This window comes from Sphingosinicella sp. BN140058 (assembly GCF_004135585.1).
Classification (GTDB): domain Bacteria; phylum Pseudomonadota; class Alphaproteobacteria; order Sphingomonadales; family Sphingomonadaceae; genus Allosphingosinicella.
In genome coordinates this window covers 3,184,916-3,211,731 of record NZ_CP035501.1, presented here as the reverse complement: position 1 = coordinate 3,211,731, position 26,816 = coordinate 3,184,916, and the positions used below count along the sequence as shown (strand labels likewise).

Here is a 26,816-nt window from a genome sequence, read left to right as displayed (position 1 = left end):
GGTTGAGAAATGCTATTCGGCGCCGTTTGGCGGCGGCGCCGCATTCCGGTCGCAGGGCCGCTGACATGCTTGACGGGATCAGCAAGGGGCAAATCCTGCTCACCGATCGGGCGGTTATAACAGGAACACAGTGCGCCAAAAGCTCGACGAGCGCGGCGCCTGGGCGAACATCCTACCCCTGCCAAATCGCAGCGACAGCCCGGCGTTTTGCGCCTTCCCCTGCAAGAACCGGAACCTCGTCGAGGATACCTTCAACAAGCTCAAGCAATTTGCGAGTCGTCGCACCCAATACGAGAAGCTAGACGCTACTACCTCGCTCTCGCCAAACTCGCTTCAGCCGAGATTCCGGATGAACTCAACGAGGCTTTGACGTAGCGCGGAGTCGCTCTGGCGGGGCCAGCTCGCCCCCGTCGATCGCCCTTAAGACATTGCGGTTCACCGACGTCGCCTCAGCGGACACCGCACCCATTTTGGCGTTGAACGATCGTTCCTTCGGTTGGCACCGCCACACCGCCAATCTCCTTCCAGCTAGGCTTGATCGGTGCAGTTGAGAGCATGATAGAAGACGCGGCCCCCGAACATGGCAAGGGCAACCGTTCCCGGCTGTCGCGCCAGTGACAGGTCCAATGCCGGCCGATCCAACGGCGTGCCAAGCCGCGACCATCGAGGTATATCACAACAGCGAAGCCGTGTGCGATGCCTCACGCCGTTTGAAGCAACAAACGGCAACGATTAACAAGGCCGCATAGGCTGCGGGAGCACCGAGCGGCTGAGAAGCGTTGTAGAAGTTTGGAGGCCCAGAGAACCATGCTCAACCCGGCCGCCGGCCGGGTGAGCGTCCAACAGCGCGCAGGAACTGATTACGCCGTAACCATCTTGATTCCGGCTTCGATTTGAAGTCGAGAGCGAGTGACGAGAGGCCCGTAGTGGGCTAAACCATCTTGGCGGCTGCGTGCGTGCCTGAGCGCACCTGGCGAAGGGAATATGCGAGGGCGAGGTATGCAATTCGAAGTCGTGGGCATCGATTATGATAATCGGATCAACAACTTCATGGTGAGTGCTCGGGCAGACTATGATTGGTATCTCGAGAAAACTAAAGGTTCTGAAGAGAATCTAGCAATCCAGCGTGACATCATCAAAGGGTCGAAGCCTTACAAGAATTTGCGAGCTGACCTGAAGATGGGCTGTATTTTGCCTACAATTGTGTTGGCGGTTAGAGATGTTGACGTTTCGGTGACAGAGAAGTACGATCCAAATGATGGTTTCATGCGGGCTTCTCGAAAGGACCTTGACGTTCTTGAGGGTGAACTCAGGGGCATCAATTCCTCGCACGTTGATATCGTTGATGGTCTGCAGCGCACTAACGCTTTACGTCAGACTTTGGAAGAACTAGATGAGGCCGAGCGTTCGACATTTTTGAGTCGGTCTCTTCGCCTTGAAATCTGGGTAAATATAGCCTTCTTCCCGCTGGCCTATCGGATGCTGCTACTGAATGCTGGGCAACGACCGATGTCGATGAAGCACCAAATTGACATTCTATCTGGCGGGCTTGCCAAAGATCTCCAGGATTTACCTGGGATTGAGATCATTCGACTCAAGGATCATAAACGCCGTGTCAAGCCGGGTCAGTTTCACCTGTCGACCCTCGCTCAGGCTTTTCAGGCTTGGATGCAACGAAGCCCTAATGTGGACAGAACCAACTTAGTGGTTGAAACGATGGTAGTCGACGAGGCGCTCGACTCGCTCGGCATCGATCTTTCTGACAACGATGGCAACCAGCGCGATGGTTTCAGGCAGTTCATGGCTTGGGTCCTCGCCTTGGACAAAGCTTTGGGCGAGGAGAAAAACCGGTTTTTCGCCAATGACACGGTTGTCCTTGGCTTCGCAGCCGCAATCGGCTTTGCTCATAAGAATGAAACGCTGCAAGACAGATTGGTCGGCGCGATGGACAGGTTGATCGCAGACACTACTAATAGCGATCTTTCTGATGCGCTTGGCGTGGAAACTTTTGATCAGATTCGGCGCAGTATTGACACCAAGAGAAGCAACGTTGGCGAGGCGACTAGGGGTCTCGTGTTTCGAGCTGTCCGGGAATACATCATGCAGGAAGGCACCAGCCCGATGGTAGAATGCTGGACGCAATCTGCGAGCATGATGTGAATGATGCAACTGGCAAAAGCACTAGGTGTCGGATCAGCTGAGGAAGTCGACCCTACGCGGCCCCTGAGCCTAGGGAGGTTTGAGTTGGGGACGGAGGCTTCAGCTGAGGCGCACCGAATTCTTACGGGTGAGCATCAGCCGCCGGAGCTACGCTGGCGCACGCGTGCCTTCGAGACGCCGTTGTATTGGTCAGTGGCGCATCAAACGGACGGCGCAGGCGAGCTGTTTAGCATTCCCTCGGATTATAGTGGCGTTCTGCCGACGGCTTTGGAAATTGCGCTTGTCCGTGCCATAGCAGCTGCGCCAGAGGCCGATCAGGCAAAGATATTGGAAGGAGACGTCATAGTTGAGCTTGGATCGCCTTCAGTCACTAAAAGGTTTGGCGAGCTAGTGGAAGTTGTAAGGAGACCGCTTGCGGGTGAAAGTATTTTGTTTGGGTCATGTACCCAGGCTACCATTCAGACTGACGTTGACACCAAATTGACTGAAACTTGCCTGACGTGTTTTGGTAATTCTATGCGAACATCTCCGCTAAAGTTTCGCTTTCTGGAGCTTTATCGGATGATAGAGGCACGCTTCATCGCTGACGTGAAGGCAAGGCTTCTGACTCGCTTCGATGCACAACCGGGCGATGCACTGCAAGAGGCAGTTGACGCCCTCAAGAGCGAGATGAACCAGATCAGAGGGCTGGCTGAGAATCAGAAGGATGCGTTCGAAGCATGCTGGACCGTGGTGGATACCATGAGAAGTACGAATCGATTTGCTGCAGCTCTTTTTCGAAAAGCACAACAAAATGGGCTAAAAGGGGCGAAGTGGGAGACGGGGGCAGCTTTAATCTACCAAATCAGGTGTGCTATTGTTCATGCAGGGCAAAAAGACCTTATTTATGAAGGGTTCTTGGACGGTGACGAAGTCATCGAGGCGCTACTTCCGGCGGTCGAGCGAACAGCTTTGATCCTGGTGGGGATCGAAGTCGCTTGATTACCGAGCGGCGCTGGGGGCTAAAACAATGTCGCGAGTTGCTGGTCTGGTGGCATGCCTGCCTAGCTTGTCCCCGGGTTAGGCGTACCTAGCCGGATCGGAGCGACACCCCATGTTCCCCAGCTAGCGTCCTCGGTCAGGTTCTCCATTTGCCGTGACGCACCCCGTCAGTGTCTCGCCGGCTGGAATCATGAGATCGTTCTCTGGTCAGCCATCTAAATCTTCCATAAGCCGGTCAGCAGGGCATCCTTCAAAATAGGCTTCTCGGCAAGCTTCAAATCCGCAAGGTAGATGCGGCGCTCCTCTTACCCTTATTCTGCCTTGAGAGCACTGTAGAACCCAAGGGGTTGCTCGTGGTTATTTGCCTCGATCGTCGGCCTACGACTACTTCTGGCGTTGAGTCATCTTGGGAGGGGGGTTCAAGATTCGTTGCGCCGCACACGTGCGTCATCACGACCCGCGCGACATTCACTGCTTGAAGCAATGCGCCCGATGCCAGGTGACGAAATGCGGATGCGGACGGTCCGCAACCCGGGCGGGCAGGATCAGCCGCCCGCTCGAGTTGATCACGCCCCGAACGCTCTCCGGATCGTTCACCTGCCGCGAAACCAGGATCTGCATGTCGTCCCCGATCCCGATCAGGCCACGATCGAACATCCAGTGCGCAGTGCCCGAGAGGGCAAGGCCGTTGCTGACGATGTCGGGTCCGTTCGCCTCGACTGGGCGGATGTGCGCCGCCTCGACTTCGGCGCGGCCGCCGCCGTTGATCAGCTTGAGGCCGGTGACGGCGCAGCGCTCGTCATAAGCGCGCAGGACGATGCGCCGGAACACGCGATCGCGAACCACGCGGGACACGAGCATGGCGACACGCTCCCGCGCTTTGTCGAACGCAAAGGGTGCGTGCTCCTCGCGAACGGCCTGATCCGGCTCCGCGCTGCCGAGGCGCGGCAGCAAGGGACTCGGCTCGGCGAGGCCGGCTTCGATGATCCGGGTGAAGTCGCTGGCGGAGAGGCCGCGAACCGCCGCCTGTGCCCGACCGGAGATTGCGCCGGCCTCGTTGAGAAGGCCGCGTTCCACCAGCGTGCCGCTTGCATCCGTGAACGGCACCGGGGTTGCAAAGTCGAGATAGGTTCCTGGCTCGATCAGCGCGAGATACATGCCCGGCGCGGAAGGGTCCGGGATGATGCGTTCAACCTTGGCGACGGCGAAATAGCCGCGCGTGCCAGGCACCTTGCGAGGCTCGTAATAGACGATCCAGTCGCCCTCACTCGCCTGCGCGCGGCTGAGATACTGGCGGGGAAACTGATACTGCGTCGCAGGCATGTCCCGGTAGATCGAGTCCGATCGGTGGATGAAGACGCCGAAGGCCATGACCCATTCCCCTGCCTGCGCGGCTTTCCTTTGCGCGCAGCACGTGACCGGCGCAGCTTAACAGGGTTTCTCAGGAGCGCTAGGCTCCCCCGCGCAGACGCGCACAATCCAAAGTTGCGCCCGCACCCGTTGCAAATCCCGCAACACCAAGGTTCCGCCTCCGCCGCTTCCCGCACCGCCCCGCCGGCTCTAGATCACGCCGCAAAGCAACAACGCCGCGCCTCCACGCGGCGCCCACGAAGGAACGCCCATGCGCCGCACCCATCTCGCCCTGATCCTCGCCTCGTCCGTGCTCGGCATCACCGCTGCCGGCCAGGCGGTCAACGCCAGCGCCGCGCAGCCGGCGGCGGCCCAGGCCGCCGCGCCGGCCGTCGCCTCGGGCGACTACCGGCTCGACAAGAGCCACGCCAAGATCGTCTGGGGGATCTCGCATTTCGGCTTCTCGACTTATTATGGCGAGTTCACCCGCTTCGATGCGCAGCTGAAGCTCGATGCCGCCAATCCGGCCGCCAGCAGGCTTGAGGCGACGATCGACGCGACCTCGCTCAGCACCAACGATGCCAAACTCGACGCGCACCTCAACAGCGCCGACTTCTTCGACACCGCCAAATTCCCGCAGGCCCGCTTCGTCTCGACCGCTGTCCACCGCACCGGCGCGAAGAGCGCCCATGTCCTCGGCAATCTCACCCTGCACGGCGTCACCAAACCGGTCGAGCTCGCCGTCACCTTCAACGGCGCCGGCCAGAATGTCGCCAAGGTGCCGGTCGCCGGCTTCTCCGCCGAAGGCACGATCAAGCGCAGCGACTTCGGCATCAACGCCTATCTGCCCGCCCTCGGCGACGAGGTCGCGCTCAAGATCAGCGGCGAGTTCAACCCGGCAAATTGATCCCATCAAAGTGGTACTTTGATGGGGACCCGGCCCAATCCAATCGAAGTGGTACTGCGACGGGCTAGGGCCTGGCTATTCTGCTCAGCGCAGAGAGTGCATGTGACCTTATCATCCTCCCTGTCGGCAGAGCCGATGGGGAGGGGAACCAGCTGAAAGCTGGTGGAGGGGCTGACACCGCCGGTCGCCTATGGCGATCGGACGGATTGAGGCTCTGGCGGAGCAAGGCTGCGCAAACTTGGAGCCATTAGCCCTGCCGCGGCCGACTGGTGCGGTTGACGCTTCTCGAAGACGTGATTTCCAAAGCGAGCGGGCTGGGTTAGCCTTTCCGGATGATCCGCTCCCGTCTCGCACTCGCCCTGCTCGCGTTCGCCGCACCTGCGGCGGCCGAGCTCCCGCCGCAGGTCTATGCGCGTGCCCGCGACGCGGCGGCATCGGTGGTCGTCGTCGATGTCGCCGCCGTGGACCGGCCCCGCGGCGCCTTCGCCGAAGCAGCCTGCACCCTGCGCGGCCGGATCGCCGCGGTGGAGCGCGGTAGCCTTCACCAGCGGGGACAATCGGTCGCGGTGCCCCTGCCCTGCATCGGCACGCGCCACCGCGCGATGCCCGGCCCCTTCCCCGGCTATCCCGCCGACACGCTGCTCAAGCTGCGCCGCGCCCGCCTCTTCCTCGACGGCGACGGCGCCCTCGTCCTCCGCGGCCTCGATCCGTTGCCTCGCCGCTGAACGGCGGGCGCTCGCGCGCGGGTCTTCTCGAGCGCCGTAGAGATCGCAATGGACAAAACGCCACGTTCGCGCTATGTTCCGTCGCTATCATAGGCGTTCTTGGCCCAGCCGCAGCGGGCAGCCGTCACGCTCTTTGAACCGTCGAACCAGTAAGACTGCGGAAGCGCAGGCGACCGGACGCGGTCGCCTGCCCCCGCGCCTCCAGGCGCCCACCTGTATTTCACCTGTTTTTAAAGCTGGCAGCGGCGCGCGGAGATTTCGCACCCTAACTTATCCGCCCACCTTTTGTAGCTCCCCTCCCCACTCGGGGGAGGATGCGGCGCCTTGACCGCGCCCCGTGCGGTCCTGAGTTGGCGTCGCATGGGTGGGTGCGCCGCCTCGTGCGGCGCCCTTCTCATCTCCGCCACGCCGCCGCTCAGCCTGTATTTCCCTGTTTCCGATCCCGACGCCTCAAAGGGGGTCGCTACCTGTATTTCACCTGTTCTTGCGGCCATCCAGCGGCAGCAGGAGCGCCGCCTCACGGCGTCGCCCCACCTCCGGCCCCTCCCGCACTTGCGGGAGGATGCGGCGCCTGGGCCTTCCCCGTGCGGTCCTGAATTGGCATCGCATGGGGTGCGGCTAAGGCGGCACTCTTCTCACCCGGCTTGGGCCGCAGCCGTCGCCACCTGTATTTCACCTGTTTTTGCGGCCACCAAGCACAGCCAGAGCGGCGCTTGGCACCCTCGCTCCTACCGCAAGTGCCGGATGGGAGAGGCGCTGCGGCGAACGGCGTCAAGGCCGCCCCCAACCCCCTCTCCCATGCTGGGGAGAGGGCGGGGCCCGCCGCGGAGCGGTGGGAGGGTGAGGGCAGTCCTAGCGCCACCGCGCCGCATCCAGCGCGATGCCGGCCAGATTCTGCGCGCGCCGGACATGGGTCAGCCGCAGCCGCGGAATCGCCGCCGCGCGCGTCCGGAACTCGTCGCAGAAGTCGCGGAGATGCGCACTCCGGCAGGGAAGCCGGCCCGCGGCCTGGTCGATGACCAGCTTGGAATCGCCGACGAAGCGCACGTCGTCCAATCCGGCCGCGAGCGCCAGCTCCAGCGCGAACAGCAAGGCCCGCCATTCCGCGTCATTATTGTCGCCGGTGGCGATCGTGGTGCGAATGTGGCTTTGCCCCCGAAGCACCACCGCGACATCGATCGTTCCAGGGTTGGGGTGGCAGCCACCGTCGAAGAAGATCTTCATGCCCGTCCTTCTGCCGCCGGCGGCGCGGCGGCGGCAAGGGCGCACATGTTCGCGCTTCCGGGGGAGGAGCTCTGGCCTTTTGCCCCGCATCCGGTGCATGTGTCCGCCATGGCCACCGAAGTCCGCGCACCCCGCCTCGCCGTCCTGATCGACGCCGACAACGCCTCGCCCCGCATCGCCCGCGGCTTGTTCGAGGAGATCGCCAAGATTGGCGAAGCGAGCGTGCGGCGCATCTATGGCGATTTCACCGGCACCAGGCTCAAGTCGTGGGTCGAGATCCTCGCCGCCCACGCCATCCAGCCGCAATTGAGCCCGGCCAACACGACGGGCAAGAATTCGTCGGACATCGCGCTCGTCATCGATGCGATGGACCTGCTCCACTCCGGTCGCTTCGACGGTTTCTGCCTGGTCTCGTCGGACAGCGATTTCACCCGCCTCGCCTCACGGATCCGCGAGCAGGGCATCGACGTCTACGGCTTCGGCGAGCAGAAGACTCCCGAAAGCTTCCGCCAGGCCTGCAAGCGCTTCATCTACACCGAAAACCTCCTCCCCGAAGCGCCCAAGCCCGACGAGCCCGCCGACGCGCGTCCCGACGCGGCGACGCGCCGCCCGGCGCTGGCGGTGCCGCTGATCAAGCGCGCCATCGCCCAGTTCGAGGGCGAGGACGGCTGGGTCGCGCTCGGGGCGGTCGGCCAGCGCATCGCCGCCCTCGCCTCCGATTTCGATCCGCGCACCTTCGGCCACGCCAAGCTCGGCGACCTCGTCGAAAGCACCGGCACCTTCGAAGTCCGCCGCGACGCCGGCCGCAGCGTCTACATCCGGGTCAAGCGTTGATCTCCGCTCCTCTCCCGGGGACCCCATCAAAGTAGTACTTTGATGGGAACCTCTGGGGAGAGGGTAGGGAGAGGGGGAACTAGGAACTTGATCGCCGAAGCAGGAGAAGAGGCACCGCACCTCCGCACCTCGCCACGATTTGACGCCAACCTATGTTCCATATACGTTCTCCGGATCGAAGCACCGGCACGGATCCGCTTAGGGCATTGCCGATGACCAGGAGGCAGGTATGCGGAACGCACTCGCCATCTTCATCGCGTGCGGGGTCACGGCAACGGCCGCCGCGGCGCCGACGCCGCAGCAGATCGAGTCCCAGCGCCGGTTCCTTGCCGCATGCGGCGCCGTGGTCGATTCCGAGGCGGCGCTTCGGCGCCTGCCCGGTCCTCAGCGTAGGGAGAAGGTCGCGTGCGTCCTGCGCGAATTGGCGCGGCAGCTGAACGAAGATCTTCCCCAGCGTGATCCCGTCCTGACGTCGGAGAAGATCGAAGCGGATGGTCTGCGGCTGACCTATCCCTACACGCTCCATCGGGACGCGGCGACGATCACGCCCCAGCAGCATGCTGCCCTGACCGAACGCTCGGAGAAGGCAGTGCGGGAGCAGGTCTGCGGCGGGCTCCGGTTTCCGCTCTGGGTGGCGCTTGGCGCATCGGTCGCGTCCGTCGTCCGCGATCGTAATGGGACGCTCCTGGCCGAAAGCATCGTGACGCGCTGCTAAATCTTCTCGGCGCCTCGGCCGGCGAGACCAGCAGCTGGCGCGCATCGCACGACAAGCCGCTCGCACCCGGACCGGCCGCCATGACGTGCGATATCGAAAAAGGGCGGGACGAAACGGGCCAATCTAACCAGGGCAACTTGCTCGCGCCTGCGATGGACAAGGGCCTGCCCCTTCACCAAGGCCGATGCCGCCGCGAGAAAATCGACCGTAATTACGGTCAATACGGTGCGGCCCCTCTCCCTGCCCTCTCCCCTGAAGGGGAGAGGAGACTCAAGTGCCGAAATCCCCCGGCGCGCCCGGCCCGCGTTCGTCGCGCGCGACGAAGCTCAATTGCGCCAGCCGCCAGGCGCGCTCCGGCGTGCCCGGCCACAGCGCCTTGAGGTCGATCACCGGGTCCGGGCGCTCCGCCCCGGCCACTTCGGCATGGATGAAGCGGCCGGTCTCGCGCAGCCGCACTTCGGCGCCGGGGTAGCGCGCTTCAAGCTCGTGGCGGAGCGACGCGGCATCCTCCGCTTCCTCGTCCTTGTCGAGCGCGCGCGGGGCGCCGTCGACCAGCTCGGCGGTGGCGCTGCGCAGCGCCTTCACGCCATCGTTGAGGATCGACAGCGAGATGATCGCGGCGGCGGTTGCGTCCGCCCACCAGAAGCCGAGGCCGAGGCCGATCACCCCGGCGATGCCGGCGAGGCCGGTCATCCAGTCGGCCTTCTGCATCATCGCATCGGTGTGCAGCACCTTGTCCTGCAGCCGTTTCGCGACCGGCAGCTTGAGCCGCCCCAAGATCACCGGCGGCACGATCGAATAAACGAGCGCGGCGACCATCACCCAGCCCGCCCAGATCTCGTGTCCGAACAGGCTGACCGGGCCGACCGTCGCATGCTCCTGCTTCACCAGGGTCATCACGCTCTCGATCAGCAGGCTGACGCCGACGGCGCAGAGCGCGACGGCGGCGATCAGGAAGGACAGGCTGTTGGCGCGGTGATAGCCGAAGGGGAAGCGCCGGGTCGGCGCCTTCGGCTCGAAATGGGCGGCGACCAGGAAGACGATGGCGGGGACGAGGCTCAGCAGATCCTCGATCCAGGCTGTGCGCATCGCCTGGCTCGATCCGGCGGCGAAGCCCATCGACACGATCACGGTCACCATCAGCCCGATCGTCCACCATTCGAGCGTGCGGCCGCGGGCCATGTCGCCCCGTATCTCCGGCGGCAGCGGCTTGATGCCGTCGGCACCGTCCTCGGAGCGTCCGTGGGGCGCGTGCTGCGCGTGAAGTGTCCGGTCCGCGCTCATTCGGGCACCCCTGCGGCCTTGGCCTCGCCGTGGAGCAGGGTGATCCAGGCATTCTCGCCATTGCGCGCGATCGGCAGCAGCCGGATCTTGCCGTGCGGTGTGACCGTCTGCGCCAGCGGCGGCAGCAGGCTGACCGAAGTCGCCCACGGGCTCTTCTCGTGCATCGCGCCGATGACGAGATCGAGCTCGCCCTCCTCCAGCCGTTTGAGCAGGGGCTCGGCCGATCCAGCCTCGATCACCGGCTGCGCGCCGGTGGCCGCGGCGACCCGGCCGAGAAAGGCCCGGCCGGCCTCCGCCCCGGGCCCCTCATGCGGCGCGATCAGCCCGACCCGGAAGCTGCGCTCGGCGCGGACCCGGTCGAGCGTGCCATCGGGATCCTTGGGGAAGTCGTCGCAGCCGGCCAGCGACACGGCAGCGGCGGCGAGCGCGAAAAGGGCCGGAATTCTCATTACGGCTACAGAACGCTCCGCCTTCAAGGCATGTTCCTTGTCCCGGGTGCGACAGGACTAAGCAGGCAGTGCGCGATCGCCATCATTCCCAGGATTCACGCATCGGTCGCCCCGCGTTCGTCGCGACTTTGCCTTTGCCAATCACGCATGTTCCTGCTATGTTCCACGGCTTCGGAGCGCTGTTCGCCCGACAGTGAATGGCGGCAGGCGCCCCGCTCTTTGACTCGGTGAACCAGCAAACACTGCGGACGCGCAGGCGACCGGCAGCATGGTCGCCTGCCGCCGCGCGTCGCCGGCGACCTCCACCTGTATTTCACCTGTTTTTCCCGTCGCAAAGGCGAGCAGGAAAGCACCGCCTGACGGCAGCGCACCCGATGCCTCGGCAACGCAGGACCGCATGGGGCGCGGTTCACGCGCCGCACCCTCCCGCACTTCTCACTCCCATCCCGCACTTGCGGGAGGGGGCTGGAGGTGGGGCCGCCGCCGGCGGCGCTCTGCCTTCCCGCACCGCCTGTATTTCACCTGTTTTTTGGGCGCGCAGAGCGGAACGGAAGCGCCGGGTTCGTGGCATCTTACTGCCCGCTCCTCCCGCAAGAGCAGGACGGTAGACACAGCGGAGCGAGCCGGGCGCAGAAGGAGGGCGCCGCCGGCTGGCCTGATCCGGTCTAAAGCCCGGTCGGCCCGTCCGGCGCCGCTTCCACCGCCACCGGCACTTCCGGCTCGAGTGCGTCGACGATGCGCTCGAGCGCATCGAGGCGGGTGGCCGTGCGGCGCTGCTCGGTGGCGGCGGGACGTTCGGCCTTGGGCTTGGGCGGGACGTCGGCGACGGGGGGCGCGGCGGCGAGCGCCAGAGCGAGGATGATCATCGTGTCTTCTCAAGCGATTAGCAGGTCGAAGGGGTAACGGCCGGCCGCCATTGCCGTTCCGGACGCACGATGGACCGAGCCTCCCCCGGGGCGTGCCGACCGCCGGAAAGGACCCGCACGGAGGCGATGGCGAAGCAGGCCGCGCAGGATCTTCCCCTCTGCCGACCAGGTCAACAAGCCGTCCGGCGGCGCGTTCGCCGCCCCGCCAGCGCGCTGCCGCTTGCCGGCTGCCTAAGTCTCTGGCATCGCAGGGCTTCCGCGGGGCCGGCGGAGTGTAAAGGGGAGTGACGCGGATGCAGGGGGCGGGAGCAGAAGACATCTCGCCTGCGCAGGCCGCCGACGACGCGGCGGGCACGCCGCTCGGCGCGCGCGAAGCCTGGCCGGCGACCTTGCGCAACGCCGTCGACCTCATCTCCGCCTCGCGCTTCCCGATGTTCATCCTGTGGGGACCGGAGCGGCGGCTGATCTACAATCGGGGCTACCAGCCGATCCTCGGCGCGCGCCATCCCGCGGCAATGGGCGCCGACTTCCTCGACATCTGGCCGGAGGTGCGCAGCACGATCGCGCCGATCATCGCCGACGCTTTTGCCGGGCGGTCGAGCCTGTTCGCCGATCTGCCGGTCGTGCTCCACCGCGACGGCGGACCCGAGCAGACCTGGTTCACCTTCTCCTACAGCCCGATCCGGGACGATGACGGGGCGATCGCCGGCGTGCTCTGCGTCTGCGTCGAGACCACCGAGGAAATGCGGGCGCGCCGGCGCCAGGGCTTTCTGATCGCGCTCGAGACGCAATTACGCGCGCTCGCCGATCCGATCGCGATCATCGCCGCCGCCCAGAGCGCGCTCGGCACCCATTTCGGCGTCAGCCGGGTCGGCTACGGCACCGTCGACGAGAGCGAACGCTTCTTCACCACCGATCGCAATTGGACCGACGGCTCCGTCCCGCACCACAACGGCACCCACGATCTCGCCGCATTCGGCGAGGCCGTGTTCGGCGCGATTCGCCGCGGCGAGTCGCTGCGGGTCGACGATGCCGAGCGCGACACCCGCGCGGAGGATCCGGCCGCGGCGGCCGCCTTCGCCGCGCTGGAGATACGCGCCGCGCTCACCGTGTCGCTGATCAAGCAGGATCGCCTGGTCGCGGTGCTCTACCTCCACGATCGCACGCCCCGCCATTGGAGCGACGACGATCTCCGCCTCGCCGAGGAAGTCGCCGAGCGGACCTGGTCGGCGGTGGAGCGCGCCCAGGCCGAAGCCGCGCTGCGCGCCCAGGCCGAGCGGCAATCCTTCCTGCTCGCGCTCGGCGACCGGCTGCGCGGCATCGCCGACGCCGAGGCGATCAAGGCCGCCGCCGCCGAGGCGCTGGGCCGCACGCTCGGCGTGCCGCGAGTCGGCTATGGCGAGATCGACGCCGCCGGCCAGCGGGTCACCGTCGAACGCGACTGGACCGACGGCACGATGGCGAGCCTCGCCGGCGAGACCCGCAATCTCGATGTGTTCGGCCCCGCCATCATCGCCCGTCTGCGCACCGGCGAGATCCTGCGCCTGGACGACATCGCCGCCGATCCGCTGTCTGCGCCTTATGCCGCCGGCTACGCCTCGATCGGCACGCGCGCCCTGCTCGTCGTGCCGCTGATCAAGGCCGGCCGGTTCACCGCCATCCTCTATCTGCACGCGGCGGCGCCGCGGGCGTGGCGCGACGAGGAGAGTCTGCTCGCCGCCGAGGTCGCCGAGCGGACCTGGGCCAGCGTCGAGAAGGCGCGCGCCGAAGCCGCGCTGCACCGCCTCAACGCCACCCTCGAGGCCGAAGTCGCGGCGCGGACCCTTGAGCGCGACCGGATGTGGCGGCTGAGCCGCGACATCTTCCTGGTGATCGGCGGCGACGCCCGCATCGAGGCGGTCAATCCCGCCGTGCGCCGGCTCGGCTACCGGGCCGAGGATCTGCTCGGCCAGGATTTCGCCGCCTTTCTCCACCCGGACGACGTCGCGCCGGCGCGGACGGCCGCGGCGGCGGCGCTTTCCGGAACCGTCGCCGACGTCGAAACGCGGCTGCGCGGCGCCGGCGGCGGCTGGCACTGGATCGCCTGGACCGGCGCCACCGACGGCGGCAAGATCCACTGCGTCGGCCGCGACGTCACCGCCGAAAAGGCGCGGCAGGCCGAGCTGGCCCAGGTCCACGAGGCGCTCCGCCAGTCACAGAAACTGGAAGCGATGGGCCAGCTCACCGGCGGCGTCGCCCATGATTTCAACAATCTGCTGACGCCGATCATCGGCAGCCTCGATCTGCTCCAGCGGCGCGGCATCGGCAACGCCCGCGAGGCGCGGCTGATCGGCGGCGCACTGCAATCAGCCGACCGCGCCAAGACCCTGGTCCAGCGCCTGCTCGCCTTCGCCCGCCGCCAGCCGCTGCAGCCGCGCTCGGTCGACATCGGCGTTCTGGTCGACGGCATGCGCGATCTGATCGCGAGCACGATCGGCCCCCGGATCCGGCTCGACATCGGCTTCGCCGACGATCTGCCGCCCGCGCTCGCCGATCCCAACCAGCTCGAAATGGCCCTGCTCAACTTGAGCGTCAATGCGCGCGACGCGATGCCCGACGGCGGCACGCTGAGCCTGCGGGTCGACGCCGAGCAGGTCCGCCGCGGGCACCTGAGCGACCTTTGCCCCGGCCCCTATCTCCACCTCTGCATCGCCGACACCGGCACCGGCATGGACGCGGACACCGCGAAGCGCGCGATCGAGCCCTTCTTCTCGACCAAGGGAGTCGGCCAGGGCACCGGCCTCGGTCTCTCCATGGTTCACGGCCTCGCCTCGCAGCTCGGCGGCGCGCTGACCATCGACAGCGCGCCGGGCGAAGGCACGCGAATCGGCATCTGGCTGCCGGCGAGCACGTCCGCGGCGGAAGCCCCCGTCGACACCGCGGTGCCGGCGGATGTGCCGAGCGCGTCCGGCACCGTCCTCCTCGTCGACGACGAGGAGGCGGTTCGCGCCACCACCGCCGACATGCTCGCCGATCTCGGCTTCACCGTGATCGAGACCGACTCGGCGGAAGCGGCGCTGGCTCGGCTGGAGGCGGGCGCGGCGATCGACCTTCTGGTCAGCGACCATCTGATGCCGGGGATGACCGGCACCGCCCTTGTCCGCGAAGCCCGGCAGCTGCGGCCCGGCCTGCCGGTGCTGATCATATCAGGCTATGCCGAAGCCGAGGGCGTCGCCCCCGAGCTGCCGCGGCTGACCAAGCCGTTCCGCCAGTCGGATCTGGCGGCGGCGATCGCGGAGAGCCGTCGCAACGGCTGAGCCGCGGGCGTCAGCCCTTCTTGTTCGCCTTCCACCAGGCATAACCGGCACCGGCGGCGGCGCCGATCACCGGGCCGACGAACGGCACCGGGATCGCGATCACCGCCCCGATCGCCGCCGCCGTCGCCATCTTGCGGCCGAGAGGTTTGTCGTCTGCCATGCGCATACTCCTTCGCGGCCGGAACGTGCGGCGCCGATCGAGGGTCCGAAAATCGCAAATCCGCCCTTGACCCTGACATTGTGTCAAACCCCATCTCACCCGACATGAGCAGGACCCAGGCCAGGAGCGGAGCCGTGCAGCACGCACCCGAGACCCACCACGCACATTCGGGCGAGACTGGCGATACCGGCGCCGCATGCTGTGGAGGCGGCAAGAGCAGGGCGGGCGCCATCCTCGATCCGGTCTGCGGCATGACGGTCGATCCGGCGACGAGCCCGCACGCTTTTGCCCATAATGGCGTCCTCCATCATTTCTGCAGCGCCGGCTGCCGGGCCAAGTTCGCCGCCGATCCCACGACCTATCTGGCCAGCAGCCCGGCGGAGCGCGCCGCGGGCAAGGCTGCTGCTGCCCCGGCGGGAAGCATCTGGACCTGTCCGATGCATCCGGAGATCCGCCAGGAAGGGTCCGGCACCTGCCCGCTCTGCGGCATGGCGCTCGAGCCGCTGGAGCCGAGCCTGGAGGACGGCCCCAATCCGGAGCTGGTCGACTTCACCCGCCGTTTGTGGGTGAGCGCGGCGCTGTCGATCCCGCTGCTCGTCCTCAATATGGTCGCCGACATGCTCGGCCTCCATCTGCTGCCGATGTCGGCCGCCGCCTGGGTTCAGCTGGCGCTGGCGGCGCCCGTCGTGCTGTGGGCGGGCGCCCCCTTCTTCGCACGGGGCTGGGCATCGGTCAGAAGCCGCAACCTCAACATGTTCACCCTGATCGCGCTCGGGGTCGGCACCGCCTTCGGCTACAGCCTGGTCGCGACCCTGGTGCCCGGCCTGTTCCCGCCCACGTTGCGGACGATGGGCGGCGCGGTACCGGTCTATTACGAAGCCGCGGCGGTGATCGTCACCCTCGTCCTCCTCGGCCAGGTGCTCGAACTGCGGGCGCGGGCGGCGACCGGGCGGGCGATCCGCGCCCTGCTCGGCCTCGCGCCCAAGACCGCGCGGCGGATCGATGCGGACGGAATCGAAGCGGACGTGCCGCTCGACCATGTCCATCCCGGCGACACGCTCCGGGTCCGGCCCGGCGAGAAGGTGCCGGTCGACGGCACCGTGCTCGACGGCCGCTCGGCGGTCGACGAGGCGATGATCAGCGGCGAGCCGGTGCCGGTCGCCAAGGCAGCCGGAGACCGGGTGACTGGCGCCACCGTCAACGGCACCGGCGCGCTGCTGATCCGGGCGGAACGGGTCGGCGCGGACACGATGCTCGCCCAGATCGTCCGGATGGTCGCGGCCGCGCAGCGCTCGCGGGCGCCGGTGCAAGCGCTCGCCGATCGGGTCTCGGCGTGGTTCGTACCCACGGTGCTGCTCGTCTCGCTGCTCGCTTTCGCCGCCTGGGCGCTGTTCGGCCCGGCACCGGCGCTCAGCCACGCTCTGGTCAATGCAGTCGCGGTGCTGATCATCGCCTGCCCTTGCGCGCTCGGCCTCGCCACGCCGATGTCGATCATGGTCGGCACCGGCCGCGGCGCCGGCGCCGGGGTGCTGGTCCGCGACGCCGAGGCGCTCGAGCGGATGGAGCGGATCGACACGCTGGTCGTCGACAAGACCGGCACGCTGACCCTCGGCAAGCCGAAGCTGGTCGCCGTCGAGGCCGCCGCCGGCTTCGCCAAGGACGAGATCCTGGCACTCGCCGCCGCACTCGAACGCGGCAGCGAGCACCCGCTTGCCGGCGCGATCGTCGAGGCTGCGGCCGGGCGCGCCCTTGCCGAGACCGACGGCTTCGAATCGCACACCGGCAAGGGGGTCACCGGCAACGTCGACGGCCGCAGTGTCGCGCTCGGCAATGCCGCCCTGCTCGCCGATCTGGGCGTCGATCCTGCCCTGCTCGCCGACGCGGCCGAGCGGCGGCGCGGCCGGGGCGAGGGCGTGATCTTCGTCGCCGTCGACGGGCGGCTTGCCGGCCTGCTCGCCGTCGCCGATCCGATCAAGGACAAGGCGGCCGAGGCGGTCGGGGCGCTGCGCCGCGACGGTCTCCGCGTGATCATGCTCACCGGCGACAATCGCCGCACCGCCGACGCGGTCGCGGCGCGGCTCGGCGGGTTGGACGGGGTGATCGCCGACGTGCTCCCCGCCGACAAGCAGGCCGTGGTCGCGCGTCTGCGCGGCGAGGGACGCCGGGTGGCGATGGCGGGGGACGGGATCAACGACGCGCCTGCGCTCGCCGCCGCCGATGTCGGCATCGCGATGGGCACCGGCACCGACGTCGCGATGGAGAGCGCGGCCGTCACCCTGATCGGCGGCGATCTCGGCGGCATCGTCCGGGCGCGGCGGCTAAGCCGGGCGACGATGCGCAACATCCGCCAGAACCTCGCTTTCTCGTTCCTGTTCAACGCCGCCGGGGTGCCGATCGCGGCCGGCCTGCTCTACCCCGCCTTCGGGTTGCAATTGAGCCCGATGCTCGCCGGCGCGGCGATGGCGCTGAGCTCGGTGACGGTGATCGGCAACGCGCTTCGGTTGCGCGCCGTCAGGCTGTAAGGAGGTCGCAGGATGAAGATCGGCGAAGCCTCGGCGGCGAGCGGCGTCAGCCCGCGGATGATCCGCCACTACGAGAAGATCGGCCTGGTGCCGGCGGCGGCACGGCGCGACTCGGGCTATCGCGATTATGACGCGCGCGACGTCAACACGCTGCGCTTCATCCGCAACGCCCGCGACCTCGGCTTTCCGATCGAGGAGATCGGCAAGTTGATCGCGCTCTGGCACGATCGCGGCCGGACCAGCGCCGAGGTGAAGGCACTCGCGCTCTCGCGCGCCGCGGAACTGAAGCGCAAGGCCGAGGCGCTGGACGCGATGCGCCGCTCGCTCGAACATCTCGCCGCCACCTGCCATGGCGATGCCCGCCCCGATTGCCCGATCCTTGGCGGGCTCGCGGGCGAATGAGGCGGCAGATGCACATTGTTCGCCGCCGCGGCGAGGCCTATGGAGCGGTCATGCCGCGCTTCCTGCGCCTTTTCGCCCTGGTCGTCCTGCTGCTGTCGCCGCTTACGATGATGGTTCACGCGCCGGCCATGGCGGCGGTGCCGGAGGCCGTCGCTGGCGAGACCCATGCCGCGATGGACGGTCATTGCGCGCCGCGGCCGAAGAAGGCGCCAGCGCGGTCGCCGGATTGCGCGCTGGCCTGCGCGGCTTTGCCCGCGCTCGGCGCGATGCTCGTGCATCCGGCGCCGCTGCCGGTCCGGCTCGATCCGCCCGCGCCGTCAGCGGAACCCCATGGCCTTCATCCCGAAGCGGCAACCCCGCCGCCACGAGCCTCCTGACGATCCTTTCTTTCGATCTTTTCAGGAGTTGAAGACATGAAGACCTTGTTTGCCGCGGTCGCGCTTGCGATCGCGATCCCCGCCGCTGCGCAGGCCCAGACTGCGCCGGCCGATCCGCACGCCGGCCATGCCGGCCACTCGCAGCATGCCCAGCACGCCGAGCAGGGCAAGGCCAAGGACGCGCACGCCGACCACAAGGCGCAGCACGATTCCTGCCTGAAGGCCGGCAAGAGCGCTGCCGAGTGCGAGAAGATGTGCGCCGAGCACGGCATGAAGCACGATGGTCCGCACGCCGGCCACGGCGCCCCGTCGCCGCAAGGCTGAGGCAGGGAGGCGGCGGCGGCGCGATCCGTCGCCGCCGCCTCTTCGCGGTTCGTCCGCACATGAGAGTGACGATGACCCCATATTCCTGTTCGCGCCGCGCCCTGCTGAGAGGCGCGGCGCTCGGCGGGCTCGCCATGGGCCTGCCCGCCTGGGCCAAGACGATCAGCCATGGCCTCGCCGCCAAGGGCAGCGGCACGCTGTCGGGCACCGATATCCGCCTGACAGTCGCCACATCGCGCTTCGGAGTCGACGGCCGCTCCGGTCATGCGGTGACGGTGAACGGCACCCTCCCCGCGCCCCTGATCCGCCTGCGCGAGGGCGACACCGTCCGGCTGACCGTCGACAACCGGCTCGGTGAAGACACGTCGATCCACTGGCACGGCCTGCTGGTGCCGTTCGAGATGGACGGCGTTCCCGGCGTGAGCTTCCCCGGCATCAAGGCCAGGTCGACCTTCACCTACGAATTCCCGCTCCGCCAGTCCGGCACCTATTGGTACCACAGCCATTCGGGCCTGCAGGAGCAGGTCGGCCTGTACGGACCTTTGATCATCGATCCGGCCGGCGCCGATCCGATCGCGTCCGATCGGGAGCATGTGATCGTGCTCAGCGACTGGACCTTTCTCCACCCGCACCACCTGTTCACCCGGCTGAAGCAGGAAGGCGGGGTGTTCAACCGCCAGAAGCGGACGCTCGCCAATCGCTTCGACGGCAAGGCTGACCCAATGACGGCCGCGGACAGGGCGATGTTCGCCCGGATGCGCATGGACCCGACCGACATTGCCGACGTCACCGCCGCCGCCTTCACCTTCCTGGTCAACGGCCACAGCCCGGCCGAGAACTGGACCGGCCTGTTCCGCGCCGGCGAGCGGGTGCGGCTGCGCATCGTCAACGCCGCTGCCCAGACCATCTTCAACCTCCGCATCCCCGGCCTTCGCCTGGAGGTGGTCGCGACCGACGGCGTGCCGGTGCGGCCGGTCGCGGTCGACGAGCTCCAGATCGGCAATGCCGAGACCTATGACGTGATCGTCACGCCGGAGGACCGCGCCTACAGCCTGGTCGCGGAGACGATCGATCGTTCCGGCATGGCGGTCGCGACGCTCGCCCCCCGGCCCGGCCTGCGCGCGGCGGTGCCGCCGCTGCGCGAGCGGCCGACGTTGGGAATGCGGGACATGGGCATGGACCATGGCGCGATGCCGGGCATGGACCATGGCGACATGGACATGCGCGACGAGTCCAAGGTCGCCTTTCCGGTCGGCGTCGGCGTCGACATGATCGCGCCGATGCCGGCCGACCGCATCGGCGATCCCGGCATCGGGCTCGACGACGTCGGGCACAAGGTGCTCACCTATCGCGATCTCGTCGCACTCGCGCCGCGCGCCGACCGGCGGACGCCGACGCGCCGGGTCGACATCCATCTGACCGGCAACATGGAGCGCTTCATGTGGTCGATGGACGGTGCGAAGTTGAGCGAGAACCCGGAGCCCTATCGCTTCGCCCGCGGCGAGCGGGTGCGGCTGCGGCTGATCAACGACACGATGATGACCCACCCCATGCACCTGCACGGCCACTTCTTCGAACTGGTCAACGGCCATGGCGACCTGCAGCCGCTCAAGCATACGGTGCGGGTGCTGCCGGGCGGCTTCGTCGACCTCGATCTTACCGCCGACGCGCCCGGCGACTGGGCGTTCCACTGCCACCTCCTCTACCACATGCACGCCGGCATGATGCGGGTGGTGACGGTACGGCCGCTCGAAGGAGAGACAGCATGAGGGCCGGGCTTATCCTGCTTGCCGCCTGCACCGCCTCTCCCGCGCTTGCGCAGCACGAAGGGCACGATCCGCATGCAGGGCACGCCATGCCGGCCGCGCGGGACCCCTCCTGCCCGCCCGAGCATGCCGCAATGGGCCATTGCACGCCCGCCACGGCAGCAACGGCGATCGAGGTCTCGCCGGGTGCACCGCCGCAAGGCGCGATGTCCGGTCCCGAACATGCAGCCGACCAGGTTTGGGGCACGGAAGGGATGGCCCCGTCACGCGCGACCCTGCGTGGCGAGCATGGCGGCATGGCGGTCGGCAAGATCCTGATCGACCGTGCCGAATATCGTAGCGGCGGCGGCTACGCCTGGGAGGTCCAGGCCTGGCACGGCGGCGACGCCGACAAGCTTTGGCTGAAAAGCGAGGGTGAAGGCGACGGCCGCCTCGATCGCGGCGAGGTTCAGGCGCTGTGGAGCCATGCGATCGGCCCCTGGTTCGACCTTCAGGCCGGGTTGCGGCAGGATTTCGGCCGTGGCCCGGATCGCACCCATGCCGTGCTCACCGTCCAGGGTCTCGCGCCTTATTGGTTCGAGATCGAGGCGGCCGCCTTCGTCTCGAACAAGGGCGAGCTCAGCGCCCGCGCCGAAGCCGATTATGATCTGCGCCTCACCCAGCGCCTGATCCTGCAGCCCCGCATCGAGGCGGACGTGCAGGCGCAGGACGTGCCGCGCCTGCGCCTCGGCTCCGGGCTCAGCCGCGGCGAGATCGGCCTGCGGCTGCGCTACCAGTTCGTGCCGGAGTTCGCGCCTTATGTCGGCGTCGCCTACGAGCGGGCGTTCGGCGACACCGCGCGGCTGCGGCGGGCGGCCGGCGAGGCGCGCGGCGGATGGAGCATGCTGCTCGGGGTGCGCGCCTGGTTCTGAGCGGCTGTCACGCCAGTGTCACCAAATCCTAACGGCGCCTTTACCAGCGACAGCTAGCTGCGGCGGCGAAGGAGCAGCCGGTGACCGCCAATGTCGTGCCAATCGATCGTCGCAGGAATGAGAGTGTGGAGACGGTCGAGCCGCCGACGATTGCCAGCCTGGTCTCGGCACGGGAGTCGGTCGCCGCGTCGGCGCCGTTGATCGAGGCGGTCGAACGCTTCCGAACGGCGCCGGTTCTCCGCCTGATCGCGGTGCTCGACGAGTGCGGCCGCCCAGTGGGCGCAATCTTCGAGCGCGAGATGCGGACGATCCTGTTCAATCCTTACGGCTACGCCCTGCTCAAGAATCCGAGCTTCGGCGGCTCGCTCGCGGCGCATATCCGTCCCTACCCGACGATCGAGGCCGAGGCGCCGCTCGATGCCTTGCTCGAAGTCCATGCGCGCCATGACGCCCGGGTCGAAGGCGTGATCGTCACGCGCGCCGGACACTTCGTCGGCATCGTCACCGACGAGGCTCTGCTCCGCATCGCCGCCGCGCGCCAGGTCGAGGTGGCGCTTCAGCGTGCCCGCCGCGCCGAGCGGATCGAGCAGGCAAGCGCCGAATTCCAGACCGACGCCGGGCGCCTCGGCACCGACCTGTCCGACCTCTCCGGGTCGCTCGGCGAGGCCGCCGCGCGGATGATCGTTCGCGCTGCTGCGAACCGCGAGGCCGCGGTGGGGGTCGCCGGCGCCTCGACCCAGGCGGCTGCCAACATGGACGAGGTCGCCCGGCGCGCCCATGCTCTGGCCGGAAGCCTGCACCGGGTGGAGGCGCGGTCCGGCGCGGCGAGCGCAGCAGCGCGCGATGCCGTTGCGCTGGCCGAACGCGGTGGCGACAGGATGCGCAGGCTCGCCGGCTCGGCCGAGGAGATCGTCGACGTCACCGAGCTGATCGACGACATCGCCCGCCGCACGCGGATGCTGGCGATCAATGCCAGCATCGAGGCGGCGCGGGCAGGCGAGGCCGGTCGCGGCTTCACCATCGTCGCCGGCGAGGTCAAGGCGCTGGCTGCGCAGACCCGCAACGCGGCGGCGACGATCAAGGATCGGGTGCAGCAGATCGGCACCGCGATCGGCGACGTCGCCGAGGGACAAAGCGGAATCGAGGCGGTGATTCACGCCGCCGAAGCGGTCTCGGCCTCGCTCCACGACGCGATGCAGGAACAGCGCCTCGCGACCCAGGAAATCGCCCGCAATCTCGAGGAGGCCGGCAAGGCGACCGAGGAGATCGAGCGCAATGCCGCCCGGATCAACGCCAGCGCCGCCGCCGCCGCCGACGCCGCCGGATCGATGCAGGACATCGCCGCCGGGCTTTCGGACCAGGGTCAGCGGGTCGGACGCCGGCTGGGCGAGTTCCTCGATGTGGTGCGGACGGCCTGATTACGTCGAACGTGGTGCGATCACATCCGTTCGGGCTGAGCCTGTCGAAGCCCCTTCCTTCCTTACCAGCCCGAAGGAAAAGAGGGCTTCGACAAGCTCAGCCCGAACGGGTTTGCTCGACGGAGAAGGGTGAGCCTCTCCGTCAGGCTTCCGCCAGCACCCGCGCGCCGTGCTTGACCGAGAAGCGCCTGGTCTCGGCCAGCGTCGTCCCCCGCTCCCGGATCCCCGACAGGAAGTGGAAGGCGCCGGTGACCTGGTCGGCGGTCAGCTCCAGGGATACGTAGCCGCGGCGGCTGGTGTCGGCGAAAGCGAGGCCGGGATTGGCCGCGCGCAGGCCGGCGGCGATCGTCGCCGGCGGCACCTCGGGCGCGTAGGCCTCGAAGCCCGGCGAGGTGACGCTGTGGCCGGCAAATTCCACACCGACCCTGCTGACTCCGTCGGAGAGGTTGTTCGCCCAGGCGTTGTGGCTGTCGCCGGCGAGGACGACGAGATTGGCATCGCTCTCCTGCGCCTGGCGGATCAGGCGACCGCGTGCGGCGGGATAGCCGTCCCAGGCATCGAGGTTGAACGGCAGACCGGCCCGCGATCCCGCGACCGCGACCTGGGCCCGCTGGCGCGCTTTCTCGGGCGCAGTCGGCGACACCCAATTGGTCGCGTCGAGCGGGAAGCGGAGGTTACCCATGATCACCTGCTGGGCGAGGATCTGCCAGCGTGTGCCGGCACGAGTCGAACGCGCGAGGCCTTCACCGAGCCACTTCTCCTGTGCGGCGCCCAGCAAGGTGCGGGTCGGATCGCTCCACGGCCCGGCGCGAAAGTCGTTGAGGGCCTTGGTGAGATCGGCCTGGCCCGCGAGCGCGGCACCGAGATCGAGTTGCTTGTCGCGCGCTTCGATCCTGGTCTCGAGGCGAAACAGGGTGGCGAGAGTGCCGATCTCGAACTGGTTGTAGCGTTTGTCGGCGATCGGCATCCACTCGCGATAGACGCGCTCGGCCACCGCTTTACGGACCGCCCAATCGCCTTCCGTGTCCGGCTGATGGTTCTCGGCGCCGCCCTTCCAGGCATCGTTGGTGAATTCGTGATCGTCCCACTGGGCGATCATCGGAAAACGCTGGTGCAGGCGCTGGAGATCGGGATCGGCGCGATAGGCGGCATAGCGCAGGCGGTAGTCGGCAAGCGCGACCATCTCGTGATCGGGCTGGATCAGCCTGCCCGGCACCAGCTCCTTGGCCGATGGATAGGTGCCGGCGCCATATTCGTAGAGATAGTCGCCGACATGGACCATGAGGTCGAGATCGTCGCGGGCGGCGGCATGGGCGTAGGCGTTGAACCAGCCGTAGCCGAGGTTGGAGCAGGAAAAGAGGCCGATGCCGAAGCGCGGCACGTCGCCCTGCGGCAGGGTGCGGGTACGGCCGACAGGGCTTTTCGAACCGTCGGGGGCGATGAAGCGATAGAAGTACCAGCGTCCCGGCGCGAGACCATCGACGACGAGCTTGGCGGTGTGATCGCTTTCGCCCCGCGCCTGAACGTCGCCGCCGCCGACCACCGACCTGAACCCGTCGTCGGCGGCAACCTCGCAGCGGAGCTTGCTGTCGCTGGCGGCGACGAAGCGCGTCCACAGCAGAACGGAGTTCGCATTCGGCTCGCCGCTGGCGACGCCATGGGTGAAGCCGCGCGCCGACAGCATCGCGGCGGCGCCCGGCAGCGGCAGCGCGCCGAGGCCGAGAACGCCCGCCTTCAGAAGCAGGCGACGATCGAGGTGCAAGGTCATGTCTCGTTCTCCGATCAGAAACGGGCGGTGAGCTGGAGGCCGTAGAGGCGGGGCTCGGCCGGGATGAAGGTGGGGTAGCCGAAAGCGCGTCCGGTATTGCCGGCGTCGAGCAGATAATCCTCGTTCAGCAGATTGCGGGCGAAAGCGGCGAGTTCGTAGCGCTCGGCAAAGGAGAGGCCGGCGCGCAGGTTGACCAGGGTCACCGCATCCTGGCTGATCTCCGGCGTGTTCGGGACTTCGAAATAGATGCGGCTGCGATAGGTCACGCTCGGCGTCGCGAAGACCCGCAGGTCGCCGCCCAAGGGCGCATCGATGGTGAAGCCGCCCGAGGCCTGTACCTCCGGCTGCAGGCGGAATCGGTCGCCGGCATAGACGCCGTTGGCCGCCTTGTCGTCGATGCCGCCGTCGATCCAGGCGCCGTTCGCGAACAGGCGCAGCCACGACGTGGGCCGAAGCTCGAGCTCGGCCTCGACGCCGAGATTGCTGGCGGTGCCCGCCGATTCGGTGACGGTGGTGCCGTTGTCGAGCGTGCGACTGACCTGGAAGTTGTCGTACTTCTGGTAGAACACGCCGATCGATCCGGACGCGATGCCGGCGCTGCCCTTGAGGCCCGCCTCGTAGTTCCAGACATTCTCCTCGGGAATGTTGGTGATGGCCGGCACCGGCCCCGCCGCCGTGGACCGCGCCGCAATCTGAACGGTCGGCGAGCGGCGGCCCTTGGAGATGGTGGCGTAGGCGTTCACCCGGTCGGACAGGCGGTAGAGAATGTTGAAGCGCGGCAGCAATGCCGAGAAGCTGTCCTCGACCTCGTACAATTCGCCGCGGGTGCTGACCTGGTTGGGAATGAGCGGCCGACCGTTGAGGGCGTTGGGCACATCCGACACGTAACCGGACCGCCTCTTCTCGATCAGCACGCGCGCGCCGGCGGTGAGTTCGAGCGCCGGGGTGGGTGTCCACGTACCATCGGCGAACATCGAATAGCTGTCGTTCTCACCCCGATTGGAATAGATCGAGCTGTAAGGAATCGCCGGAAGCGCCGCAGACGGGACACTGCCGTCGGCAGCGATGCAATTCGCGGGACCTGACGAACAGGCGGCGAAGATCCGCTGGTTGGACGAGAAGGGCACGGTCTGGCTGTTCATCTCGTGGAAGAAATTCCAGCCGAACGAGGTTCGGAAGCTCTCGCCATTGTCATAGGCGAAGCGGGTTTCGTGGTTGATCTGGTGGCCCTTGGCGTCCTCGGCGAATTCGAGGAACCAGGCGCGGGTGCCGTCAGCGTCGAACACTTCCAGCGAGTCGAACTCGCGATAGCCGTTGACCGTGGTGAGGGTCCAATCGTCGGCGAAGTCCCAGGCGAGGGTGAAGTTCGCGTCGTAGACGTCGCGGTGGAGGCCGAGCTTCGATAGGCCGAGCACCTCCTTCGACAACGGCGAACCGCCGAGCCAGGCCGGCCCGAATACACCTGTGAGCGAGGCCGGCGGCACCCGGTTGGTGATGAAGGCGGTGCCGGGATTGCGCTGGCGATCGTAGGTGAGGATGAGATCGGCCGTGACGTCGGGCGACGGCGTGAAGCGGAGCGAGCCACGGATGCCGAGCTGGTCCTGCCCGTTCAGATTGTCCTGCACCGAATCCAGATTTTCGACGTAACCGTCGCGCTTCTTCCAGGCGAAGGCGATGCGTCCGGCGACGGTATCGTTGCCGGCGTTGAAATGACCCGAGAGCAGGCGCTGATCGAAATTGCCGAGCCCGGCGGTGAGTTCGCCAGAGAAACCGGGCCGCGGGCGTGCCGAGATGATGCTGATGGCGCCAATCGTAGAGGCGGTGCCGAACAAGGTGGCCTGCGGCCCCTTCACCACTTCGATCCGCTCGATGTCGTAGACGTCCTGGTAGGCGCCGCGCGAGCGCGAGATGTCGACGCCGTTATAGTAGAGCGTGACCCTCGCCGCCTGCTGCGAGGAGCCGCTGTCCGAGGTGATGCCGCGAATGACGATGCCGGGATTGTTAGCGCTCTGCTCCTGGATGTTGAGGCCGGGAACGTAGTTGGACAATTCATCGAGATCGGAGACGCCGAGCTCGCGCATTTGCGCTCCGCTCACCGCGGAAATGGTGATCGGCACATCGACGGCGCGCTGCTGGATCTTCTGCGCGGTAACAAGAATCTCCTGGCCATCCTCCACGACCCCATTGGCCGCAGTGTCGGCGGCGACCTCGTCCGCGGCCAAGGCGGGCATGTGCGAGACGCCGGCGAGCAGAGCGGAAACATAAGCAATCGAACGGAACATCATTCCCCCTTGAACCCGGTCTGGGTTTGTCGGGGGCGCTGTGGCGCATCGCCGTGACGCAGCAATGACCCGGCGATTACGTTTTGGTTGCAGAC

The 26,816-nt window shown here is 67.3% G+C and carries 22 protein-coding genes; 14 read left to right on the top strand and 8 right to left on the bottom strand.

The genetic code is table 11. The annotated features are described in order from the left end of the window. Positions 1-1,014: 1,014 nt before the first annotated feature. Both ETR14_RS14445 and ETR14_RS14440 read left to right on the top strand, forming a co-directional pair. Positions 1,015-2,160 carry a hypothetical protein gene (locus ETR14_RS14445; protein WP_129385639.1) on the top strand — a complete coding sequence of 382 codons (1,146 nt, stop codon included), beginning with the start codon at positions 1,015-1,017 and terminating at the stop codon, positions 2,158-2,160. Further along, on the top strand, positions 2,161-3,141 hold the full coding sequence (locus ETR14_RS14440; RefSeq protein ID WP_129385637.1) for a hypothetical protein: 981 nt from the start codon (positions 2,161-2,163) through the stop codon (positions 3,139-3,141). Between the two features lie 468 nt (positions 3,142-3,609). Here the strand turns inward: ETR14_RS14440 and ETR14_RS14435 are convergent, their stop codons facing one another. Beyond that, positions 3,610-4,512 (bottom strand): HNH endonuclease, encoded by a 903-nt coding sequence (locus ETR14_RS14435; protein ID WP_129385635.1) that lies wholly within the window; start codon positions 4,510-4,512, stop codon positions 3,610-3,612. A gap of 250 nt (positions 4,513-4,762) precedes the next feature. Between ETR14_RS14435 and ETR14_RS14430 the strand changes: the two genes are divergently transcribed. Beyond that, entirely contained in the window at positions 4,763-5,398 is a 636-nt protein-coding gene (locus tag ETR14_RS14430; protein ID WP_129385633.1) for a YceI family protein, read from the top strand. Between the two features lie 332 nt (positions 5,399-5,730). Beyond that, complete coding sequence (locus ETR14_RS14425) at positions 5,731-6,123, top strand: hypothetical protein (RefSeq protein WP_129385631.1); 393 nt, start codon at positions 5,731-5,733, stop codon at positions 6,121-6,123. An 852-nt stretch (positions 6,124-6,975) separates the two neighbouring features. On the opposite strand, the gene ETR14_RS14420 is transcribed toward ETR14_RS14425, so the two are convergent. Further along, positions 6,976-7,347, bottom strand: coding sequence for a reverse transcriptase-like protein (locus tag ETR14_RS14420; protein WP_129385629.1), 372 nt, complete (start codon positions 7,345-7,347; stop codon positions 6,976-6,978). 108 nt (positions 7,348-7,455) lie between these two features. Between ETR14_RS14420 and ETR14_RS14415 the strand changes: the two genes are divergently transcribed. Then, entirely contained in the window at positions 7,456-8,181 is a 726-nt protein-coding gene (locus tag ETR14_RS14415; protein ID WP_129385628.1) for an NYN domain-containing protein, read from the top strand. A gap of 229 nt (positions 8,182-8,410) precedes the next feature. Beyond that, on the top strand, positions 8,411-8,896 hold the full coding sequence (locus ETR14_RS14410; RefSeq protein WP_129385626.1) for a hypothetical protein: 486 nt from the start codon (positions 8,411-8,413) through the stop codon (positions 8,894-8,896). Between the two features lie 270 nt (positions 8,897-9,166). Here the strand turns inward: ETR14_RS14410 and ETR14_RS14405 are convergent, their stop codons facing one another. The 3 genes from ETR14_RS14405 to ETR14_RS14395 all read right to left on the bottom strand — a co-directional run bounded on the left by ETR14_RS14405 (position 9,167) and on the right by ETR14_RS14395 (position 11,495). Beyond that, positions 9,167-10,180, bottom strand: coding sequence for a cation diffusion facilitator family transporter (locus ETR14_RS14405; RefSeq protein WP_129385624.1), 1,014 nt, complete (start codon positions 10,178-10,180; stop codon positions 9,167-9,169). Next, positions 10,177-10,629 carry a hypothetical protein gene (locus ETR14_RS14400; protein ID WP_129385622.1) on the bottom strand — a complete coding sequence of 151 codons (453 nt, stop codon included), beginning with the start codon at positions 10,627-10,629 and terminating at the stop codon, positions 10,177-10,179. The genes ETR14_RS14405 and ETR14_RS14400 overlap by 4 nt, the downstream gene beginning before the upstream one ends. A 665-nt stretch (positions 10,630-11,294) precedes the next feature. Then, the gene (locus ETR14_RS14395; RefSeq protein WP_129385620.1) at positions 11,295-11,495 is read right to left on the bottom strand and encodes a hypothetical protein; all 201 of its coding nucleotides are present in this window, start codon (positions 11,493-11,495) and stop codon (positions 11,295-11,297) included. A gap of 293 nt (positions 11,496-11,788) precedes the next feature. Between ETR14_RS14395 and ETR14_RS14390 the strand changes: the two genes are divergently transcribed. Continuing rightward, positions 11,789-14,791 carry a GAF domain-containing protein gene (locus ETR14_RS14390; RefSeq protein WP_129385618.1) on the top strand — a complete coding sequence of 1,001 codons (3,003 nt, stop codon included), beginning with the start codon at positions 11,789-11,791 and terminating at the stop codon, positions 14,789-14,791. A 10-nt stretch (positions 14,792-14,801) separates the two neighbouring features. Here ETR14_RS14390 and ETR14_RS28390 read toward each other — a convergent pair whose 3' ends face one another. After that, positions 14,802-14,951 (bottom strand): hypothetical protein, encoded by a 150-nt coding sequence (locus ETR14_RS28390; RefSeq protein ID WP_165356229.1) that lies wholly within the window; start codon positions 14,949-14,951, stop codon positions 14,802-14,804. 251 nt (positions 14,952-15,202) lie between these two features. Here ETR14_RS28390 and ETR14_RS14385 point away from each other — a divergent pair, with 251 nt between their 5' ends. The 7 genes from ETR14_RS14385 (at position 15,203) to ETR14_RS14355 (ending at position 22,671) form a co-directional block, all read left to right on the top strand. Then, a complete protein-coding gene (locus ETR14_RS14385) occupies positions 15,203-17,473 on the top strand; it encodes a heavy metal translocating P-type ATPase (RefSeq protein WP_129391891.1) in 2,271 nt (756 codons plus the stop codon). 12 nt (positions 17,474-17,485) lie between these two features. Continuing rightward, entirely contained in the window at positions 17,486-17,875 is a 390-nt protein-coding gene (cueR, locus tag ETR14_RS14380) for a Cu(I)-responsive transcriptional regulator (RefSeq protein ID WP_129385616.1), read from the top strand. Between the two features lie 8 nt (positions 17,876-17,883). After that, on the top strand, positions 17,884-18,252 hold the full coding sequence (locus tag ETR14_RS14375; protein WP_129385614.1) for a hypothetical protein: 369 nt from the start codon (positions 17,884-17,886) through the stop codon (positions 18,250-18,252). A 36-nt stretch (positions 18,253-18,288) separates the two neighbouring features. Then, positions 18,289-18,576, top strand: coding sequence for a hypothetical protein (locus ETR14_RS14370; protein ID WP_129385612.1), 288 nt, complete (start codon positions 18,289-18,291; stop codon positions 18,574-18,576). Positions 18,577-18,647: 71 nt separating this feature from the next. Continuing rightward, on the top strand, positions 18,648-20,345 hold the full coding sequence (locus ETR14_RS14365; protein ID WP_129385610.1) for a copper resistance system multicopper oxidase: 1,698 nt from the start codon (positions 18,648-18,650) through the stop codon (positions 20,343-20,345). Continuing rightward, positions 20,342-21,253, top strand: coding sequence for a copper resistance protein B (locus tag ETR14_RS14360; RefSeq protein ID WP_129385608.1), 912 nt, complete (start codon positions 20,342-20,344; stop codon positions 21,251-21,253). Before ETR14_RS14365 ends, ETR14_RS14360 begins: the two co-directional genes overlap by 4 nt. Before the next feature lie 80 nt (positions 21,254-21,333). Then, on the top strand, positions 21,334-22,671 hold the full coding sequence (locus ETR14_RS14355) for a methyl-accepting chemotaxis protein (RefSeq protein WP_129385606.1): 1,338 nt from the start codon (positions 21,334-21,336) through the stop codon (positions 22,669-22,671). A gap of 142 nt (positions 22,672-22,813) precedes the next feature. On the opposite strand, the gene ETR14_RS14350 is transcribed toward ETR14_RS14355, so the two are convergent. Beyond that, the gene (locus ETR14_RS14350) at positions 22,814-24,439 is read right to left on the bottom strand and encodes an alkaline phosphatase (protein WP_129385604.1); all 1,626 of its coding nucleotides are present in this window, start codon (positions 24,437-24,439) and stop codon (positions 22,814-22,816) included. A 14-nt stretch (positions 24,440-24,453) separates the two neighbouring features. Then, positions 24,454-26,724 (bottom strand): TonB-dependent receptor, encoded by a 2,271-nt coding sequence (locus ETR14_RS14345; protein ID WP_371416676.1) that lies wholly within the window; start codon positions 26,722-26,724, stop codon positions 24,454-24,456. Positions 26,725-26,816 lie beyond the last annotated feature (92 nt).